Source organism: Pseudomonas cerasi (assembly GCF_027983475.1).
Classification (GTDB): domain Bacteria; phylum Pseudomonadota; class Gammaproteobacteria; order Pseudomonadales; family Pseudomonadaceae; genus Aquipseudomonas; species Aquipseudomonas cerasi.
The window spans coordinates 2024870-2045445 of record NZ_JAQJVM010000001.1 but is presented as its reverse complement, the minus strand read 5'-3'; the positions used below and the strand labels follow the sequence as shown (position 1 = coordinate 2045445).

Here is a 20576-nt window from a genome sequence, read left to right as displayed (position 1 = left end):
ATGAATCAGTAATAACCCTGCTCGGTCATCCGGCCACGCTCGAGCGTCAAGTAACGCTGGCAAAACTCTTTACCTTCTTCTACTGCGTGGGTAACAAGAATCAAGGTCATCCCGTCATCCTGCATCATGCGAATTCGTTCGTGGCATTTGCGCTTGAACTCTTCGTCCCCTACCGCAAGAACTTCGTCAGCCAGTAATGTCTGAGGCTCGACATGAACGGCAACTGAAAAACCCAGCCTCATGTACATGCCTGACGAATAGTTCTTTACCGGTGTATCGATGAAGTTTCCCAACCCGGAAAAATCGACAATCTCGTTGAAGCGCGAACGCACTTCCTTGTTACTCAATCCAAACAGACTGGCATTGAGGTAGATATTTTCCTCGCCGGTCAGTTCAGGGTGAAAACCCACTCCTATTTCGATTAGCGGTGCTACTCGCCCCACACTGGTCAGCCGCCCACTGGTGGGCACAAGAATGCGTGAGACCAGTTGCAACAAGGTACTTTTACCTGAACCGTTATGCCCCACCAGTGCAAGCGACTCACCTTTGTGCAAGGTGAACGAGACATCACTGACTGCCGTGAATGTTTCGGCACGCTCACGATATCGAGTGTCAAACAGCCCCAGAAACTTCTTCTTCAAACCGCCTCTGTTATGGCGCAGAACAAACTGTTTGGTAAGGTTCTCTGCCTTGATGACGACGCGACTCATAGATATTCCACCACGCGGTCCACCTTCCTGAACATCAACAGGCCCACCAGCAGCGACGCAGCGCCCATGAACACGCACAGCAGCAAATCACGGGGCTCGGGAACGATTCCGGCATGCAGAATGCTGGTAAAACTGTTGAAGTACAGGCCTACCGGGTTATAGGCCGCAATGCGGGCGACACCGTCGGGCAGCGATGAGGTCACCCATACGATGGGTGTGAGCCAGAACAACAAGGGTAGAAACACATCGGTGAAGTGCTTGGCATCCCGTACGGTGACCTGGATGACGCTGAGTGCCAGACCAACGCCCATGATCAATGCCATGAATGCGATCAGCACAATCGGATAAAACAACAGTGCACGCGAAAAGACACCGCCCAGCATGGTAAATAGCGATGCATAGACGAGCATGCAGCCGGCCCAGAAAACGACGATGGCCAGCGCCCCGGAAATGGGTAACAACAGACGGGGAAAACGCAACTTTCGAATGAGGTTGCCGTTATTGATCAGCCACTCTCCGCTTTGCGAAACAATTTGTGCCAGAAGCATCCAATGGACAACCCCTGTCACCAGGTGCAGCGCAAAGCGGTCCTGACTACTGGGCAGAATATAAGTGAACACCGTGTAATACGTGAGCGTGACAACCAATGGGTTACCCAACGACCAGACAAAACCCAACGTTGCACCCATGTAACGGATTTTTATTTCCTTGGAAACAAGATTGATGATCAGGTCACGCCACTTCATCACGCCCGGACTGCAGAAAGACGGCATACGGTATCCAGCTATTAATAGGTAAATCAGAGAGAGCGACTTTGACAACCAAGATCATAAATGGATAACCTTATGGCCTCACGCTGCGAACACATGTTCTCTTCTTTTACCCAGCTACAGCTATAGGACGCCGCCTTAGTTCCTGTGGGAATATTCCACAAGCTACCAACGGCAGCGAACTGAGCCCCTCGCTACACTCGTTCACGATCGCAAGGCACTTCCCTGCACGCGCGTTGATCTATAACGTCAACGGTCCTTTGCAACACGACCGGTCCAGCGATCCCCCTTGAACAAGCGAGGCTTCTCATGACGCAAACGCCCTACACTCCGCCGAAGGTCTGGCACCAGGAAACAAAAGCGGGCGGCACGTTCGCCAGCATCAACCGGCCCGTCGCCGGCCCCACGCACGACAAGGAGCTGCCGGTCGGCAAACACCCGCTGCAGCTTTATTCACTGGCCACACCCAACGGTGTAAAGGTCACGATCATGCTCGAAGAGCTGCTGGCGCTCGGGCACAGCGGCGCGGAATACGATGCCTGGCTGATCCGCATCTCCGAGGGCGATCAGTTCTCCAGCGGCTTTGTCGAGATCAATCCCAATTCCAAGATCCCGGCATTGCTGGACCGAAGCCATGAAACACCTGTTCGGGTATTCGAGTCCGGCTCTATCCTGCTGTACCTGGCTGAGAAGTTTTCCAGCTTCCTGCCGGCCGACCCGGCAGGCCGTACCGAAACGCTGAACTGGCTGTTCTGGCAGATGGGCGCTGCGCCTTATCTGGGTGGCGGTTTCGGGCATTTCTATGCCTACGCGCCCGAGAAACTCGAATACCCCATCAACCGTTTCGCGATGGAGGCCAAGCGCCAACTCGATGTGCTCAACCGCCGCCTGGGCGAGCATCGCTACCTGGCTGGCGATACCTACACGATTGCCGATATCGCGGTCTGGCCATGGTATGGCGCGCTGGTGCGGAACAAAGTGTATTCGGCTGCCGAATTCCTCTCGGTACACGAATACCCGAACCTGATTCGCTGGACGGAAGAGATCGCCGCACGCCCGTCCGTTATCAAAGGCCAGAAGATCAATCGCACCTGGGGCGAAGAAGCCGATCAGGTTCCGGAGCGGCATCAGGCATCCGATCTGGATAAATAAGGCACACGTCAAGTCCTTCGCGGACAGAAACCTGATGCTACAAACCCACAGGAAACTCTGGAACAGAACGTCCTGATCTGCACGTAAAGTAGCCGACCTTAACCACCGCCCAAGGACGCGCCTTTATGAGCCGAACAACCGTTCTTCCAGACTTTCGCTCGCAATCGCCCATCAGGTTGCCACGCAGTGGAGTACTTTCAGTATGAGTACTCCCAACACACCGCATACGCCTGTACATGATCGCTTTGATGAAGTGCTCGCCATGATCCGGAGCGCTCGACAGCAGGCCGCACAGGCGGTGAACACGCAATTGATCGAGCTTTACTGGCAAGTCGGCGCTTACATCAGTCGCAAGCTTGAAAACACTGAATGGGGTGACGCGGTGGTCACCCAGCTTGCCGAACATCTGGCCACCACCCAGCCAGGACTGCGTGGTTTCACACGTCGTAATCTGTTTCGCATGCGCCAATTCTTTGAGGTCTACCGCGACGATGAGGTAGTGTCAGCGGTGCTGACACAATTGCCGTGGACCCATCACCTGATCATCTTCAGTCAAAGCAAGCGCCCCGAAGAGCGTGAGTTTTATCTGCGTATGGCAATCAGGGAAAAGTGGTCCAGTCGCGAACTTGAGCGCCAATTCAAGAACGCTCTATTCGAGCGAACTGTCACCCAGCCAGCCAAAGCCTCGGCGATGCTCAAGGAAACCCGGCCGGCCGCACTGGATATATTCCGTGATGCCTACATGGTGGAGTTTCTGGAGCTGCCACCGGGGCACGCCGAAGCGGACCTGCATGGCGGTTTGTTGAAACGCCTGAGGGACTTTCTGATCGAGCTAGGCCGCGACTTCTGTTTTGTCGGCTCCGAGTACGCGCTGCAGGTCGGCAGCCAGGACTTTGCTCTGGATCTGCTGTTTTTCCATCGAGGCCTCAATTGCCTCGTTGCCATTGAGCTCAAGGTCGGCCGCTTTGAGCCCGAATACCTCGGCAAACTGGACTTTTACCTGGAAGCGCTGGACCGCAACGAACGCAAACCCCATGAAAACCCGGCCATTGGCGTCTTACTCTGCGCCAGCAAAAACGACGAAGTCGTCGAGTACGCTCTGAACCGCTCGCTTTCACCCGCGTTGATTGCCGAGTACCAGACCCGCCTGCCGGACAGACAGTTACTGCAAGCGAAACTGCATGAGTTCTACGCGAGCGCTGTGTTGAACGATCAGTGATACCTGCCAGGCGCACGATGCATTACGCTTGCGGGTACCTGAGCCGCAGCCTGCAAGCCTTTTCACCCGGAGCCTCCAATGCCGCAAGACAAAGACCCTCGTGCCCACACCGCCCTGTCGCAACGCGGTCGCAGTGCTGCCAGCGGGCCGGGGATTGCGGTCAACCCACCCGTCGTGCGCCTCAGTACGGTGCTGTTCGACAGTCTGGAAAGCTTGCGGCAGGCGGAAATTCGCACCGCAGGACCGGAGCGCTCGCTGACTTACGGTGCCAACGGCAACCCGACTGCGTTTGCCTTGCAGGACCTGATCTCCGAGCTCGAAGGTGCACACGGCACCTGCCTGTACCCGACCGGGCTGGCCGCAGTGGCGCAGATGTTTCAATCGTTTCTACGCCCTGGCGATCATGTCCTGATCACCGAATCGGTCTATGGTCCTGTTCGGCGGCTGGCGAAAACCATGCTGACCGCCTTCAACATCCCGTTCGATTTCTACGCGGCCAACGGCAGTAACGTGGAATCGCTGATCAAGGCCAACACCCGGATGATCTATGCCGAGGTGCCCGGCTCGCTGACATTCGACATGTGTGACCTGCCATCCCTGTCACAGCTGTGCAAAGCAAGGAATCTGCTGCTGGCTGTGGATAACTCCTGGGGCTCGGGGGTGCTGTACAAGCCGCTGGAGCTGGGCGCGGACATTTCGCTGATGGCCCTGACCAAGTACGTGGCCGGCCACTCCGACGTGATGATGGGCAGCGTCAGCACCACCGAAGCGCACTGGCATACCCTGAAAACCATGAGCACCGCCGTGGGCAATACCGTCAGCCCCGACGATGCCTATCTGGTGCTGCGTGGCGCCCGCAGTCTGGCGGCGCGCATGGCCATGCATGAGCGTCACGCGCTGCAGATCGCACAATGGCTGCAGACTCAGCCCCAGGTTGCCCGCGTGCTGTATCCCGCGTTGCCGGACGATCCGGGCCACTCGATCTGGAAGCGCGACTTCCATGGCTGCAACGGCTTGCTCAGTTTTGAATTCAACACCGTTGACCGGCAGGTGCTGGATCGCTTTACCGGCGCGTTGAAACTGTTCGGCGTCGGCTACTCCTGGGGTGGTTTTGAAAGCTTGATCACGGAAGTCGAACAACACGGTCCCGAGCGCGGTAGCGGCCCGATGCTGCGGCTGCAGGTCGGCCTGGAAAGCCCGGAAGACCTGATCGCGGATCTGCGCAACGGATTCGCGGCAGGTTGACCCCTGCAGTCGCTTGAAGAGCGCAGGTCCGTCGCCGCAATTTGCCCAGACGCCAACGCTCTGCTAGTGTCGCGCGGTTTAACCTCTACCGGAAATGCCCTTATGGCCCGCAAGAAAGCTGCACTGGATTTCGAACAGTCACTCGCTGATCTGCAAGCGCTGGTAGAGCGGCTGGAAAATGGCGAGTTGTCGCTGGAAGACTCCCTGACCGCCTTCGAGCAAGGTGTACGCCTGACCCGCGACTGCCAGAGCGCCCTCACCCACGCCGAGCAGAAGGTTCAGGTATTGCTGGAACGCGATGGCGAGCTCAGCGAAGAGCCGTTCGACGATGCGGAACTCCCCGAATGATCGCGAGCTATCAAGCGCAAAGCCAGACTCGCGTCAACGCAGCACTCGATGGGCTGTTCAAGGCCCCGGGCCCTGAGCTCGAACGCCTCTACGAAGCCATGCGCTACAGCGTGATGAACGGCGGCAAGCGCGTACGCCCGCTGCTCGCGTATGCCGCCTGCGAAGCACTGGGCGGTGTAGCCGAGGATGCCAACGGCGCCGCCTGTGCCGTTGAACTGATTCATGCCTACTCGCTGGTCCATGACGATTTGCCGGCAATGGACGACGACGACTTGCGTCGCGGCCAGCCAACCACACACAAGGCCTTCGATGAAGCCTGCGCGATCCTCGCCGGTGACGGCCTGCAAAGCCTGGCCTTCACCGCCCTGCTCGCCCCTCACCTGACGTCGCGCGATGCCGAGACGCGTCTGCAGATGGTCACCGCCCTCGCGACGGCGGCCGGACCGGCGGGCATGGTGGGTGGCCAGGCTATCGATCTGGGTTCAGTGGGGCTGAAGCTCGATCAGGCGGCGCTGGAATACATGCATCGCCACAAGACCGGTGCATTGATCGAAGCCAGCGTCCGCCTTGGCGCACTGGCCAGCGGTCACGCCGATCAGCCCCGCCTCGATGCCCTACAGGTCTACGCGCGTGCAATAGGTCTGGCGTTTCAGGTTCAGGACGACATTCTCGATGTCGAAAGCGATACCGCGACCCTCGGCAAGCGCCAGGGCGCCGACATCGCCCGCGACAAGCCGACCTACCCGGCGCTGCTGGGCCTGGAAGCGGCCAAACACTACGCACTGGAACTGCGTGATCAGGCGCTGCAGGCACTGAGCCCGTTCGATGCCGCCGCAGAGCCGTTGCGCCAGCTGGCACGCTACATCGTCGAACGTCGCCACTGATCACTGTCACCCGAACCGGAAAATCCGCTGAATCAACCACGCGTCACCGTGGTCTCAGTGAGTACACATGTCAGTCGGCAGGTCATCCGCCGACTCACTTCATGGGCAGCGTGCGATGCATAAGGTAAACTGCCGCCTCTTTTACTTATAACGATTCGCCTGATGCCCACGACGTTCAAAGAGATCCCACGCGAGCGCCCGGTCACGCCGTTGCTCGACCGAGCCGACACCCCGCACGGCCTGCGCCGTCTGGGCGAAGCCGAGCTGGAAACCCTGGCCGATGAACTGCGCCTGGAATTGCTGTACTCCGTTGGCCAGACCGGAGGGCATTTTGGTGCCGGCCTCGGGGTCATCGAGCTGACCATCGCGCTGCATTACGTTTTCGACACCCCGGACGACCGTCTGGTGTGGGACGTGGGTCATCAAGCCTATCCGCACAAGATCCTCACCGGCCGTCGCGCGCGCATGTCCACGCTGCGCCAGAAGGACGGGGTTGCGGCCTTTCCGCGTCGCAGCGAAAGCGAGTACGACACCTTTGGTGTCGGGCACTCCAGCACCTCGATCAGCGCCGCGCTGGGCATGGCGATTGCCTCGCGCCTGCAGGGCAGCGAGCGCAAATCGATTGCCGTGATCGGCGACGGTGCGCTGACTGCCGGGATGGCCTTCGAAGCGCTGAACCACGCGCCGGAAGTGGCCGCCGACATGTTGGTGATCCTCAACGACAACGACATGTCGATCTCGCGCAATGTCGGCGGGCTGTCGAATTATCTGGCCAAGATTCTTTCCAGCCGCACCTACAGCAGCATGCGTGAAGGCAGCAAAAAGGTGCTTTCGCGCCTGCCCGGTGCCTGGGAAATCGCGCGGCGCACCGAAGAGTACGCCAAAGGTATGCTGGTCCCAGGCACGCTCTTCGAAGAGCTGGGCTGGAATTACATCGGTCCTATCGACGGCCACGACCTGCCGACCCTGATCGCCACCCTGCGCAATATGCGTGACCTGAAAGGCCCGCAGTTTCTGCATGTGGTGACCAAGAAGGGCAAGGGGTTTGCGCCGGCCGAAGTCGATCCGATCGGCTATCACGCCATTACCAAGCTCGAGCCGCTGAATGCGCCTGCCGCGCAGAAAAAGATCAGCGCACCGAAATACTCCGGTGTGTTCGGCCAGTGGATCTGTGACATGGCCGACGCTGACGCACGGCTGGTCGGCATCACACCGGCGATGAAGGAAGGTTCGGACCTGGTTGCGTTCAGCGAACGCTTCCCCGAGCGCTATTTCGATGTGGCCATCGCCGAACAACACGCAGTGACCCTGGCGGCCGGTATGGCGTGTGAAGGCAGCAAGCCGGTGGTGGCGATCTATTCGACCTTCCTGCAGCGTGGTTACGATCAGCTGATCCACGACGTCGCGGTACAGAACCTCGACGTGCTGTTCGCCATCGACCGCGCCGGGTTGGTGGGCGAAGACGGTCCGACTCACGCAGGCAGCTTCGACCTCTCGTACCTGCGCTGCATCCCCGGCATGCTGGTGATGACGCCGAGCGATGAAAACGAACTGCGCAAGCTGCTCAGCACCGGTTACCTGCATACCGGCCCCGCGGCAGTACGCTACCCACGCGGCACCGGCCCTAACGCGGTTATCGAGGACAGTCTTGACCCGGTCGAGATCGGCAAGGGCGTTGTGCGGCGTCAGGGCCAGGGCGTTGCGATACTGGCGTTCGGCGTGCAACTGGCCGAGGCGCTGGTGGTGGCCGAGAAGCTCGATGCAACGGTGATCGACATGCGTTTCGTCAAGCCACTGGACGAAGCCTTGGTCAGCGAAGCTGCCGCCAACCACGAGTTGCTGGTCACACTGGAAGAAAACGCCGTCATGGGCGGTGCAGGTGCTGCGGTCAGCGAGTTCCTGGCGCGCGCCAATATCCTCAAGTCGGTATTGCACCTGGGTCTGCCGGATGTCTACGTCGAGCATGCCAAGCCTGCGCAGATGCTCACCGAGTGCGGCCTGGATGCCCAAGGGATCGAAGCCGCGATCAATGAGCGACTGGCGCTGATTGGCTGACTGCCAGAGGTTCCTCACGCGCCTGGCGTGAGGAACGATCATCACCCGCCCTCGTGCAGCAATCCTGATAACATGCTGCGCACTTCGACACTGCCGCGATGCCAGCCGATGCCTCATGTGACCCGCTCCGCCTCCACGCCTGAATTGACCTCGTTGTTCGCCGCCTTGCAGCAGCACTTCATGCAGGTCGTCGTTCCGCTGTGGCAGGGTCCTGGCTGGAACGCACAATTGGCATTGCCTTACGAAGCACTCGACGCCGGCGATCAACCGCTGCCGCCGCAACGCTATCGCGCCATGGCCTGTGCGCGTCAGCTGTTTCTGTTTTCCAGCCTCATCGATCACGCACAAGTGCCGGATGCACGGGCGCGGGCCGGTGAATTGTTCCGCTCCCTGCAACAGCACTTCCACGATGCCGAGCATGGCGGCTGGTTCTACAGCATCGATCCACAGGGCAAGCCGCTGGATCGCCGCAAGGACCTCTACACCCACGCCTTCATTATTTTTGCCTGTGCACACTACTGGGCGAAAGCTCAGGACCCGCTGGCAGAGTCGGCGCTCAATGCAGCGCTCAACGTTGTGGCCGAACGCTTTGCCGACAACGACGGGCTGTACGAGGCGCAGCTCGATGAAGACTGGTCGATACTGGGCACCGGACCGTTGCAAAACCCCTTGATGCACCTGGCAGAGGCCTTTCTGGCCACCCTGTCGGTGCGTGCCGACCCTGCCACACAGGCTGCACTGGACGCGCTGGTTATCCACATGCAACGCCGTTTCGTCGATACGGCAACCGGCGTGATGCTGGAGAAGCCTCTGGGCGCTGTGGATAACTGGTACGAGCCAGGTCATCAGTTCGAATGGTTCTTCCTGCTGCAATCGTCCCCGGAACTGCACGGGCGCGAGCTGCATGAATCCATGACCCGCGCGTTCGTCTACGCTCAGGCGCAAGGTGTCGATCCTCACAGCGGGGCTGTGACGGCGATGCTGGCGCTGGATGGTACAGTGCGCGATGCCACCCAGCGTATCTGGGCCCAGGCGGAATACCTGCGGGCGATGGCCCTGCGCCCGGACTGCGAAGCGGCCTTGACCCGGCAGCTGTCGGCCTTCGAGCAGCGCTTTCTGCATGCCCGGGGCTGGAACGAGTGCGTCGAGCCCGATGGCAGGGTCAGCCGCAGCGATATGCCGTCGACGACGCCCTACCACTTGGCCACCTGCTACATCGGCCTGGCAGATTTCGTCGAAAATCGCTTCGTCAGCGCATTCCCGCCGCCAACGCCGGCAGATAGCTGATCAGACCGCATCTGCGCGGCCCGATCAGCACATCACTCAACCGCGGTTGCGATCAATCGCAAAGCCGGCCCAGGTCTGGCTGACTGGCATCAGTTCCAGGCTGTTGATGTTGACGTGCGCTGGCGTGTTCATGATCCAGAAGATGGTGTCGGCGATGTCCTGAGGCTGAATCGGCTCGGCACCTGCGTAGGTCGCATCGTACTTGGCCTGATCACCGCCGAAACGTACCAGCGAAAACTCGCTCTCGCACAGCCCTGGCTCAAGGTTGGTGACTCTCACGCCCGTGCCGATCAGATCGTTGCGCAGGTTCAGCGAGAACTGCCCGACAAAGGCCTTGGTGCCACCGTAGACGTTGCCACCCGGATAAGGGTAGTTACCGGCGACCGAACCCAGGTTGACGATGCTCGCGCCGCGACCATGCGCGATCAGGCGTGGCAGCAGCAGACGCGTGGTGTAGACCAGACCTTTGACGTTGGTGTCGATCATGGTGTCCCAGTCATCCAGATCGCACTTGGGTGCAGGATCGATTCCCAGCGCCAGACCGGCATTATTGATCAGCCCGCGAATGGTGCCGAACTCTTCAGGCAAATCTGCGATGGCGCTCTCCATCGCCTTGCGGTCACGCACATCCAGCACCAGCGTATGCACCTTGGTCTGCTTCGACAGCTCGGCGCTCAAGGCATCCAGACGGTCCTTGCGTCGACCGGTCAGCACCAGCGACCAGCCTGCCTCGGCGAAACGGCGGGCACACGCCTCGCCAAAACCGGAAGTGGCGCCCGTGATGAATACAGTGGAAGTCATTTCATTCTCCTGACATGGCGCAAAAACAGCGCTGCCTGTTAATAAGTTTCTGGCAAGGGCAGCAGAATGCCCGTCAGCGGGACATCGATGCAACAACCGAGTGCATTTGTACAAAAAACAACCAACCCGGAGCAAGCCTTGCGCCACGGGCCTCGCAGGTACTTTTGCCCACCTTATCCACAGTCAGACCCACAATCTCTGGGGGCAAGTCAGTGGCGCTAGACATCACGTGTTTCGGGGCCTGCAGCGTATCAGGCGAAGTTTTTTCCTTGACTTTGCCCGACACTGGCAAGAGGCCGGAAAGCGTCAGAAAACGGTGATGGCCTGTAGCCCAGACCCTATAACGTCCGGGGCAGTCTTTCCAAGGCTTGTTAACAGACTTATCCACAGGCTTTTCACCTGAAAAACCTGTATGAACGACCAGCCCCCATGCTGTTGACAAACGCCCCATCAGGCCGGTTGAAAACCACTGTGCGAAATTTAACCACTCTTCTACAGGCCTTATGCATAAAGGGCTGCAGGCAAATACTCCCAAGTTATTAACAGCCGGTTCCACAGTAAACCTGAACAAGTCAAAACGGTGACAAAACAACCATTTGCAGCGGTTTTATGTCGCACTTATCAGACGCGCCAAAATTGTTTTCCACAATTGCATACGACCGCGCCCCGGATGTTTGAGCATCCGGGGCGCGCGAAGAAAACGGCAGGGTTTTGACGAACTCAATGCCCGCCCAGATAAGCGTTCCTTACCTCTTCATTTACCAGCAATTCCTGCCCGGTGCCGGACAGGCGAATCTCGCCATTGACCATGACGTAAGCCCGGTCGGACAGCTTGAGCGCATGGTTGGCGTTCTGCTCGACCAGGAATATCGTCATGCCTGTGGCTGCCAGTTCACGCAGGGTCGAGAAGATCTGTTTGACGATGATCGGGGCCAGCCCCAGGCTTGGCTCATCGAGCAGCAGCAGTTTCGGACGACTCATCAGCGCGCGGGCGATGGCGAGCATTTGCTGCTCGCCTCCGGACATGGTCATGGCTCGCTGATTGCGGCGCTCCTTGAGCCTGGGGAACAGCTCGAACATGCGCTGCATGTCTTCGGCCGAATGCTTGTCGCCAATCGGAATGGTGCCCATCATCAGGTTTTCCTCGACCGACATGTCGGGAAAGACCCGCCGCCCCTCCGGTGACTGCGCAATACCGTTGGAGGCGATGTAATGCGAGGACTTCTGGGTGATATCGGTGCCCTGATAGATGATCTGCCCACTGGCCGCGCGCGGCTGACCGAAGATCGACATCAGCAGCGTGGACTTGCCCGCGCCGTTGGAGCCGATCAGGCTCACCGTTTCGCCCTCATTGATGTGCAGCGAGACTTTCTTCAGGGCCTGAATCGGCCCGTAAAACACATCGATCTCTTTCAGTTCGAGGATCGGCTTGCTCATACCAGCTCCTCTTCATCAGCGCCCAGATACGCGGCGATCACCTTCGGATCGTTACGGATCTGTTCCGGCCCCCCCATCGCAATCACGTTGCCATGGTCGAGCACCACAATATCGTCGGAAATCCCCATGACCATGCCCATATCATGCTCGATCAGCACGATGGTCATGTCGTGCTCGTCACGCAGCAGACGGATCATGCCGCTGAGCGCCGCGGTTTCCTGCGGGTTGAGGCCGGCAGCCGGCTCATCCAGGCAGATCACCTGCGGCCGCGTGCACATGGCTCGTGCAATCTCCAGACGGCGTTGCTGCCCGTAGGACAACTCGCCAGCCAGACGATTGGCGCAGTCCACCAGGTCGACAACCTCCAGCCAGTAGAACGCGGTATTCAGCGCGTCCTCTTCGGCCTTGCGATAGCCCCTGGTATTCAGGATCCCGCTGATCAGGCTGCGGTTGACCCACATGTGCTGGGCGACCAGCAGGTTTTCGACCACCGACATTTCCTTGAACAGGCGAATGTTCTGAAACGTGCGCGCCAGCCCTGCCCTGTTGACCAGATGGGTGCCGCCGAACATCTTGTAGTACACCCGGCTGAGGAAGCTTTTCGGCGACACGAAGTCGGTCGCCTGGAACGGCTCGCCCAATAGCTTGATCACATTGGTGGTCTTGCCACGAGTGTGCAGTTCGATGCGTCCGCCAGTGGCCTTGTAGAAACCGGTCAGGCAGTTGAAGACCGTAGTCTTGCCCGCACCGTTGGGGCCGATCAGGGCGAAAATCGAATTGCGACGGACCTTGAGGCTGACGTCGCTGAGGGCCTTGATGCCGCCAAAGTGCATCATCAGGTGCTCTACGGAGAGAATCACTTCAGTGCTCATCGCGCAGCCCCCTCAGTCACCAGCGCGCCCTTGCGCGGTTTCACCCCGGTGCGGCTGATGCGAATCAAGCCGCGTGGTCGCCAGATCATCATCAGCACCATCAGAATCCCGAACAGCAGCACGCGGTACTCGGAGAAGCTGCGCAGCAGCTCAGGCGCAACGGTCAGCACAAACGCGGCGATCACCACACCGACGGTCGAGCCCATGCCGCCCAGCACCACAATCGCCAGAATCAGCGCCGATTCGAAAAAGGTGAATGAGGTTGGGTTGACGAAGCCCTGATAGCTGGCAAAAAACACCCCGGCAAGGCCTGCGGTCGATGCGCCAATCGTGAACGCCGACAGCTTGACCAGCACGTGATTGAGGCCCATCGAACGACAGGCGATCTCATCCTCGCGCAAGGCTTCCCAGGCACGCCCGATCGGCATGCGGGTCAGGCGATGCTTGATGAACAGCACCGCCAGCACGACCAGAAACAGTACGGAGTAGATGAAGATGAATTTCAGGTCAGGGTTGTAATCGAAGCCGAAATATTCATGGATCGGCACCCCGCCATCCTTGGCGCGTCGGCCGAATTCCAGCCCCAGGAAGGTGGGCGCGGGCACCGGCACACCGTTCGGGCCGCCGGTGAACGACAGCCAGTTGTTCAGCACCAGACGAATGATCTCGCCGAACCCGAGGGTCACGATGGCCAGATAGTCACCATGCATGCGCAACACCGGGAAACCAAGAATGCATCCGGCCAGCGCCGCCGCAATCGCCGCCAGCGGTAACGCCGACCAGAAGCCCAGCCCCAGATACTGATAGCCCAGCGCCAGACCATAGGCTCCGATGGCATAAAACGCCACGTAGCCAAGATCGAGCAGCCCCGCCAGACCGACCACGATGTTCAGCCCCAGGCCCAGCAGCACGTAGATCAGACCGAGGATGACCACGGTCAGAATGTACTTGTTGGCGAAAATCGGGAACACGATGGCAATCACGATCAGCAGCGGAATGATCCAGTACAGGCGCGATCGATGATCCGGTTTGAGCACATGCACGCCGGAGTCGGAGCTTTCGAAGCTCTGGGAAACACGCAGGCCGCTGGGCGTCTGCAGAAACAGACTGAGCAGGAAGCGACCGATCATGACCACGCCCACCAGCCAGGCCACGCGGGTCGGTTGCAGGTTGAAGCTGTAGCCATCGAGCACGATCCCGACGATGGGGCCGAACACAATCAGCGCCAGTAACCCGGCAACCACGGCATCGATCAGACTCTTCTTGATGTCGACAGGTTTGGAAACAGGAACAGCAACAGGAACGGACATACTTATACCTTCGCCACGAGTGGGCGACCCAGCAGGCCTTGGGGACGGAAAATCAGGATCAGCACCAGCAGGCCGAAACTGAACACGTCTTTGTAATCGGAGTTGATCAGACCGGAGAACTGCGACTCGGCAACCCCCAGGATCAAACCGCCCAGCATCGCACCCGGCAACGAGCCGATCCCGCCCAGCACGGCGGCAGTAAACGCCTTGATGCCGATGATGAAGCCGGCATAGAAGTCGAACGTGCCGTAATTCATGGTGATCAGCACACCGGCCAACGCCGCCATGGCCGCGCCGATGATGAACACATAGGAAATGACCCGGTCGGTGTTGATGCCGAGAATCGAGGCCATCTTGCGGTCTTGCTGGGTGGCCCGGCACATGCGGCCCAGCTTGGTGTACTTGATGATGTAGGTCAGCACGCCCATGCCGACGAAGGCGGCAATGAGGATGAAGATCTTGGTGTAAGTGATCTGCACGAAGCCGCTGCCGACTTCAAAGCGCCACGCACCTTCGAGCAGTGTAGGCACGCCTTGCTGGCGCGCACCCTGGCTGATCTGTGCGTAGTTCTGCAGGATCAGGGAAATGCCGATAGCGCTGATCAGCGGCGCCAGACGGGTCGAGTTGCGCAGTGGCTTGTACGCCACGCGCTCGATGACGAAGCCGTAAACGCCGGTCACCACGATGGTGAAGATCAGCGTACCGAGAATCAGGAACGGAAAGGATTCCAGTCCGAAGAAAGACAGAACCGCGAGGCCGATGGCGGCCAGGTAGGCGGAAATCATGTACACGTCGCCATGGGCGAAGTTAATCATGCCGATGATGCCGTAGACCATCGTATAGCCGATGGCGATGAGGCCATAGACAGACCCGAGGGTGAGTCCGTTGACCATTTGTTGCAGGAAGATTCCATCCATCACGCACGCTCACACAAAAAGGCAGCTCAGCACCCTGTCAGTCACGCCCTCGTGAGGCATGACCGACAGGTCCGAAAACGATAAAAGAGATGCAGGCTCGCTCCTGGGCGAGCCCATCATCGGATCAGCGCCTGACGCGCAGGGCCGACGCGAGGTCTATCTCACTTCTGTTTTTCGAGTTGCTTGTACTTGCCGGCGGCGTCCCACTGGTAAACCACGTAGTCGGAGACTTTCAGGTCACCCTTGGCATCCCAGGCTTTCTCGCCCATGACGGTCTTGACCGGGTTGGCCTTGAGCCACGTGGCGGCTGCGTCACCCTTGTTGGACTTGGCACCATTGAAACCGGCCGCCAGGGCCTGTACCGAAGCGTACGCGTAGAGGGTGTAGCCTTCAGGCTCGTAACCGGCCTTGCGGAACTGGTCCACGACAGCCTTGCTGTCCGGCAATGCGCGCGGGTCAGCGCCGAAGGTCATGTACACGCCATCGACGTACTGTGCACCACCTGCAGTGGTCACCAGCTCGTCGGTCACGACGCCATCATCGGACATGAACTTGACGTCCTTGAGGCCCTGCTCGCGCATCTGACGAACCAGCGGACCGGCTTCCGGGTGCAGACCACCGAAGTACACGACGTCAGCGCCTACCGAACGAATCTTCGTGACCAGCGCACTGAAATCTTTTTCGCCACGGGTCAGACCCTCTTCGAGGATCGGCTTGACGCCCCGCGCGGTCAGTTGCTTGGCCGTTGCGTCAGCGAGGCCCTTACCGTAAGTGTCCTTGTCGTTGATAACGGCGACTTTCTTGCCTTTGAGCACGTCGACGATGTAGTCACCCGCAACGACACCCTGCTGGTCGTCACGGCCGCACATGCGGAACATCTCTTTCAGGCCACGTTCGGTCACGGCCGGGTTGGTCGAGCCTGGCGTAATGGCAATAACGCCAGCGTCGCCGTAGATCTCCGAAGCAGGGATGGTCGACGACGAGCAGAAGTGACCGACTACACCAATCACTTTTTCCTGATCCACCAGACGGTTGGCAACCGCCACGGCCTGCTTGGGCTCACAGGCGTCATCGCCCGCGACCAGTACTATTTTCTCCCCGTTGACACCACCTGCCGCATTGATCGCGTCGGCTGCTGCCTGCGCGCCCTTCATGTACTGCTGACCAAACGACGCGTTCGCGCCGGTCATCGGGCCCGCTACGCCGATTTTCACGTCCGCCTGTGCAAACGAAGACACGCCCAATGCAGTAGCCACTGCGATTGCCAGAAAACCTTTCCTGTAAAACGTATGCGACATAAGTGGTGCTCCTGAGGATATTTTTTTAGTTGGCACTTTCATGATCAAACAGATACAGAGTTGCTCAGAGCAAGGCGCGTGCCATCGCTTTTTAGTTGAGGGAGATGTCGTGTTCTTCGTGTCGATCCATCATGCAACGCCGCGCAACAGGGGCACTCTGGTTGCTTCGAGCACGCAAGGTGCAACCCCGGACGAAAAAAGAGCAACCCAAGCGTACTCGAGTAGCAACCAGCACATGACGTGATGGGCAACCCACCTGTAACAGCACACGTCACCGAATTGCACACGCCCGGTGCGCAAACGCTACGAGACGCACCATTTGAGGCTAGCGGATTAAACGGGACCTGCTGCAGCCATCGTCAGATTCTGAAAAGCGCGTCACGCGGCGCCAGTAATAACCTCCCTGCATGCGCCCGACAAACGACCTTTAAGCGAGATATCATTCCGATAATTCATATTGCTTACGCCAGCCCCTTCGCGCCGCAAACAGAGAAGTCATCATGCTGAACAAACGTCATCTGCCCTCGATAGCCGCATTGCAATGCTTTGAGGCAGTGACCCGGCACCTGAGCTTCACGCGCGCGGCAGAAGAACTCAACCTGACCCAGAGCGCCGTCAGCAAGCAGGTCGCGCAACTCGAAGAGCTGGTTCAGCACCTGTTGTTCCAGCGCGTGCGCCGCCGTCTGCAACTGACGCCGGCCGGGGCGCTGTACCTGGCCGAAGTGCGCAAGATCCTGACCCAGATTGAGATGTCCACCCACTTCCTGCGCTCCTACGGCGGAGAAACCGAAGTACTGCGCGTCTCCACCCCGTCGACATTCGGCGCCCGCTGGCTGGTGCCGCGCCTCAAGGGCTGGCGCTTGCGTCACCCGCACATTCATCTGGACCTGATCAACGAGCAGGAATCCGATGATCTGATCAAAGGCCGTTGCGACGTGTCGTTCTATTTCGGCCAGGCCGCCACGCCCGGTGCAGAAAGCGTGAAGCTGTTCGGCGAGGAACTGGTGGCGGTATGCGCCCCCGAAAGCCTGCCGGACGAGCCGCTCAGCGACCCGACGCAACTGAGCGAGCTGGTCCTGCTGCAGAATGCCTTCCGCCCCGAAGCCTGGCATGAATGGTTCGAAAGCCAGGGCTATCACACCGACCACAGCTATCACGGGCCGCGCTTTGAAACCTTCTATATGTGCATCCGCGCAGCCCAGGTTGGCTGCGGCGTTGCGCTGCTACCACGCTTTCTGGTCGAGGAGGAACTGGCCGAGGGCAAACTGGTGATTGCCTGGGATTACGCATTGCCCAGCACTAACAGCGCCTACTACCTGTCCTATCCGGAACACACCGCCGACGTGCCCAAAATCCGGGTTTTTCTACAGTGGATGCTGGAACAGTTGGATCAACCCCCCGCTTAAGGGCGACAATGCACACCCATCCGGCCGTGAGCCTTCCATGGTGACAGACAGGAAGTCACGCGCCCCACTTTATCCGGCTGCTCTGGAGAGCCTGATTCAATGAGCGAGAGCGCCTTTTCCAATCGCATCGTGCAAAGCCTGCTCGATACCGATTTCTACAAGCTGACCATGATGCAGGCCGTCCTGCATAACTACCCGAACGTGGACGTCGAGTGGGAGTTCCGTTGCCGCAACGGGGAGGACCTTCGCCCCTATCTGGATGAAATCAAGCACCAGATCGAGCTGTTGTGCGAGCTGTCGCTGAGCCCTGAACATTTGGCTTTTCTGGAGCGCATCACCTTCATCAAACCGGATTTCCTGCGCTTTCTCGGGCTGTTCCGCTTCAATACCCGCTACGTGAAAACCACCATCGAGAATGACGAACTGTGCATTCGCCTGCATGGGCCGTGGCTGCATGTCATTTTGTTTGAAGTGCCGCTGCTGGCCATCGTCAGCGAAGTGCGCAACCGGCATCGTTACCCGGATACCCTGCTCAGTCAGGCGCGGGATCGTCTGTATGACAAGTTCGAATGGCTGACCACGCATGCCACGGCAGATGAACTGGCCGAGCTGAAAGTGGCGGACTTCGGCACGCGCAGGCGGTTTTCCTATCGTGTGCAGGAAGAAATGCTTGGTGTCCTGAAAAACGACTTTCCAGGTCAGTTCGTCGGCACCAGCAACGTTCATCTGGCCCGTCAGCTGGACCTGAAACCCTTGGGCACCATGGCTCACGAATGGATCATGGCCCATCAGCAGCTGGGACCGCGTCTGATCGACAGTCAGATCGCCGCGCTTGATTGCTGGGTCCGCGAATACCGCGGCCTACTGGGGATCGCGCTGACCGACTGCATCACCACCGATGCCTTCCTGAACGACTTCGATCTGTACTTCGCCAAGCTGTTCGACGGTTTGCGCCATGATTCGGGCGACCCGGTGAAGTGGGCCGAAAAATGCATCTCGCATTACCAGAAGCTCGGTATCGACCCGATGAGCAAGACGCTGGTGTTTTCCGATGGGCTGAACCTGCCCAAGGCGCTCGATATCTTTCGCGCATTGCGCGGACGCATCAATGTCAGCTTCGGTATCGGCACCAACCTGACGGCCGACATCCCCGGCATTGCGCCGATGAACATGGTATTGAAAATGACGGCTTGCGCCGGTCAGGCCGTGGCGAAAATCTCTGACGAGCCCGGTAAGACGCAGTGCAAGGATCCGAACTTTGTCGCCTACCTGCGGCATGTGTTCAAGGTGCCGGATTTGCCGAGCCCGGAAAAACCCGCTTGAATTGTCCTATTTACGAGGAGTGAATCATGCACGCCGTACAGCGCCAGATTGCTGAACAGCTCAAGGTCCAGCCACCTTTCGCGGACCAGAACGCGCTGCAGGCCGAGGTCGCCCGCCGCGTCAACTTCATCAAGGAGTGCCTGCAGAACGCACGGCTCAAGACCCTGGTGCTCGGCATCAGCGGCGGGGTCGACTCACTGACGGCAGGCCTGCTCGCTCAGCGTGCGGTCAAGGAACTGCGTGAAAGCACGAGCGACAACGCTTATCGCTTCATCGCGGTGCGCCTGCCTTATGTGGTGCAGGCCGATGAGCACGAAGCCCAGGCCTCTGTCGACTTCATCGAGCCGGACGAGCGCCATACCATCAATATCGGCAGCAGCGTCAAGGCACTGGCCGCCGAGGTGAAGGCGTTCGACGGACTTCCGGCGACCTCGGTGGATTTCGTGCTCGGCAACACCAAGGCGCGCATGCGCATGGTCGCGCAGTACACCGTCGCCGGGGCCTATCATGGGCTGGTGATCGGCACTGATCACGCGGCCGAAGCGGTGATGGGCTTCTTCACCAAGTTCGGCGACGGCGCATGCGACCTGGCACCGTTGAGCGGTCTGGTGAAAAACCAGGTACGCGCCATCGCCCGCCATTTCGGCGCACCGGAATCATTGGTCGAGAAAGTACCGACTGCGGACCTGGAAGACCTGTCACCCGGCAAGCCGGACGAAGCCTCGCACGGCGTGACCTACGCCGAGATCGACGCCTTCCTGCACGGCGAGCCGGTGCGCGAAGAAGCGTTCCGGATCATTTGCGAAACCTACGCCAAGACTCAGCACAAACGCGAATTGCCGTACGCGCCGTGAGAGGGTGCGGAACGAGAGAGCCGCAACACTATCGTGCCCATGCTCCGCGTGGGTACGCCCTTCTGGACGCTCTACGTCCTATCCGGAATGTACGGCGCGGCGCAGATCTGTGACGCAGAGCGTCACCCAAGGCATTCCCACGCTGGAGCGTGAGGAACGATAATCTCAACTCGTGCGACGCTCCTCACACGCCTCAAGGGACCTGCGTTACTTCAGGGTCACAGCGCCTTTCATCATGCTGATGTGCCCGGGGAAGGTGCAGAAGAACTGGTATTCCTGTGCCGGGTCGAGCTTCGACACGTCAAACGTCACCGCGTCCTTTTCGCCAGCGCCGATGACTTTGGTGTGGGCGATGACGCGGCTGTCGTCCGGCTTCAAATAGTCCTTGTCGATGCCCGCCGCCATGCCGTCGGTGACGATTGCCTGGGTGTCGGCCTTTTTGCCCAGCACCCAGTTATGGCCCATGACATTCTTCGGCAGGCTGCCGGAGTGAGTCAGGTTGACGGTGAATTCCTTGCAGCTCTTGTCGATCTCAATGGCTTTGGTGTCGTACATCATTTGATCGGTCGAATCGACTGTGACCGAGCACTCGGCAGCCAGCAATTGACCACTGGCCAATGACAACAGCGAAATCGCTACAAGCTTGCGAATCATTTGAATCTCCAGGGCAGGACTTGATTAACGTAAA

General features: G+C 59.2%; 19 protein-coding genes. 10 read left to right on the top strand and 9 right to left on the bottom strand.

Annotated features, from left to right (window positions below):
* Positions 1-5 precede the first annotated feature (5 nt).
* The gene (locus PI739_RS08790) at positions 6-710 is read right to left on the bottom strand and encodes an ABC transporter ATP-binding protein (protein ID WP_271351717.1); all 705 of its coding nucleotides are present in this window, start codon (positions 708-710) and stop codon (positions 6-8) included.
* The gene (locus PI739_RS08785; protein ID WP_003366380.1) at positions 707-1483 is read right to left on the bottom strand and encodes an ABC transporter permease; all 777 of its coding nucleotides are present in this window, start codon (positions 1481-1483) and stop codon (positions 707-709) included. Before PI739_RS08785 ends, PI739_RS08790 begins: the two co-directional genes overlap by 4 nt.
* A gap of 306 nt (positions 1484-1789) precedes the next feature.
* Here PI739_RS08785 and yghU point away from each other — a divergent pair, with 306 nt between their 5' ends.
* From yghU to PI739_RS08750, 7 genes are all read left to right on the top strand, one after another.
* Positions 1790-2632 carry a glutathione-dependent disulfide-bond oxidoreductase gene (gene yghU, locus PI739_RS08780; protein ID WP_003431904.1) on the top strand — a complete coding sequence of 281 codons (843 nt, stop codon included), beginning with the start codon at positions 1790-1792 and terminating at the stop codon, positions 2630-2632.
* A 202-nt stretch (positions 2633-2834) separates the two neighbouring features.
* The gene (locus PI739_RS08775) at positions 2835-3851 is read left to right on the top strand and encodes a PDDEXK nuclease domain-containing protein (RefSeq protein ID WP_054081315.1); all 1017 of its coding nucleotides are present in this window, start codon (positions 2835-2837) and stop codon (positions 3849-3851) included.
* A 78-nt stretch (positions 3852-3929) separates the two neighbouring features.
* Positions 3930-5096 (top strand): cystathionine beta-lyase, encoded by a 1167-nt coding sequence (gene metC / locus PI739_RS08770; protein ID WP_271351716.1) that lies wholly within the window; start codon positions 3930-3932, stop codon positions 5094-5096.
* A 102-nt stretch (positions 5097-5198) separates the two neighbouring features.
* Positions 5199-5444 (top strand): exodeoxyribonuclease VII small subunit, encoded by a 246-nt coding sequence (locus PI739_RS08765; RefSeq protein WP_054986038.1) that lies wholly within the window; start codon positions 5199-5201, stop codon positions 5442-5444.
* Positions 5441-6328, top strand: a complete 888-nt coding sequence (locus PI739_RS08760) for a polyprenyl synthetase family protein (protein ID WP_010407759.1) — start codon at positions 5441-5443, stop codon at positions 6326-6328. The genes PI739_RS08765 and PI739_RS08760 overlap by 4 nt, the downstream gene beginning before the upstream one ends.
* Before the next feature lie 162 nt (positions 6329-6490).
* Positions 6491-8383, top strand: a complete 1893-nt coding sequence (gene dxs, locus PI739_RS08755; RefSeq protein ID WP_096107310.1) for a 1-deoxy-D-xylulose-5-phosphate synthase — start codon at positions 6491-6493, stop codon at positions 8381-8383.
* 72 nt (positions 8384-8455) lie between these two features.
* Positions 8456-9670 carry an AGE family epimerase/isomerase gene (locus tag PI739_RS08750; RefSeq protein WP_271351715.1) on the top strand — a complete coding sequence of 405 codons (1215 nt, stop codon included), beginning with the start codon at positions 8456-8458 and terminating at the stop codon, positions 9668-9670.
* Between the two features lie 36 nt (positions 9671-9706).
* On the opposite strand, the gene PI739_RS08745 is transcribed toward PI739_RS08750, so the two are convergent.
* The 6 genes from PI739_RS08745 to PI739_RS08720 form a co-directional block, all read right to left on the bottom strand.
* Positions 9707-10471 (bottom strand): SDR family oxidoreductase, encoded by a 765-nt coding sequence (locus PI739_RS08745; RefSeq protein ID WP_003431917.1) that lies wholly within the window; start codon positions 10469-10471, stop codon positions 9707-9709.
* A 720-nt stretch (positions 10472-11191) separates the two neighbouring features.
* The gene (locus tag PI739_RS08740; RefSeq protein ID WP_004407872.1) at positions 11192-11908 is read right to left on the bottom strand and encodes an ABC transporter ATP-binding protein; all 717 of its coding nucleotides are present in this window, start codon (positions 11906-11908) and stop codon (positions 11192-11194) included.
* Entirely contained in the window at positions 11905-12780 is an 876-nt protein-coding gene (locus tag PI739_RS08735) for an ABC transporter ATP-binding protein (RefSeq protein ID WP_003366362.1), read from the bottom strand. The genes PI739_RS08740 and PI739_RS08735 overlap by 4 nt, the downstream gene beginning before the upstream one ends.
* On the bottom strand, positions 12777-14090 hold the full coding sequence (gene livM, locus PI739_RS08730) for a high-affinity branched-chain amino acid ABC transporter permease LivM (RefSeq protein WP_271351713.1): 1314 nt from the start codon (positions 14088-14090) through the stop codon (positions 12777-12779). Before livM ends, PI739_RS08735 begins: the two co-directional genes overlap by 4 nt.
* A 2-nt stretch (positions 14091-14092) precedes the next feature.
* Complete coding sequence (locus tag PI739_RS08725) at positions 14093-15007, bottom strand: ABC transporter permease subunit (RefSeq protein WP_003366358.1); 915 nt, start codon at positions 15005-15007, stop codon at positions 14093-14095.
* A 161-nt stretch (positions 15008-15168) separates the two neighbouring features.
* Positions 15169-16305: a branched-chain amino acid ABC transporter substrate-binding protein gene (locus tag PI739_RS08720; RefSeq protein ID WP_024662692.1), complete on the bottom strand. Its 1137-nt coding sequence runs from the start codon at positions 16303-16305 to the stop codon at positions 15169-15171.
* Positions 16306-16805: 500 nt separating this feature from the next.
* Here PI739_RS08720 and PI739_RS08715 point away from each other — a divergent pair, with 500 nt between their 5' ends.
* From PI739_RS08715 to nadE, 3 genes are all read left to right on the top strand, one after another.
* Positions 16806-17711 carry a LysR substrate-binding domain-containing protein gene (locus tag PI739_RS08715; RefSeq protein WP_003366356.1) on the top strand — a complete coding sequence of 302 codons (906 nt, stop codon included), beginning with the start codon at positions 16806-16808 and terminating at the stop codon, positions 17709-17711.
* A 99-nt stretch (positions 17712-17810) separates the two neighbouring features.
* Positions 17811-19034, top strand: coding sequence for a nicotinate phosphoribosyltransferase (gene pncB, locus PI739_RS08710; protein ID WP_024662694.1), 1224 nt, complete (start codon positions 17811-17813; stop codon positions 19032-19034).
* A gap of 26 nt (positions 19035-19060) precedes the next feature.
* Positions 19061-19888, top strand: a complete 828-nt coding sequence (gene nadE / locus PI739_RS08705) for an NAD(+) synthase (RefSeq protein WP_096106178.1) — start codon at positions 19061-19063, stop codon at positions 19886-19888.
* Positions 19889-20095: 207 nt separating this feature from the next.
* On the opposite strand, the gene azu is transcribed toward nadE, so the two are convergent.
* Positions 20096-20542 (bottom strand): azurin, encoded by a 447-nt coding sequence (azu, locus tag PI739_RS08700; protein WP_003366351.1) that lies wholly within the window; start codon positions 20540-20542, stop codon positions 20096-20098.
* Between the last annotated feature and the right edge of the window lie 34 nt (positions 20543-20576).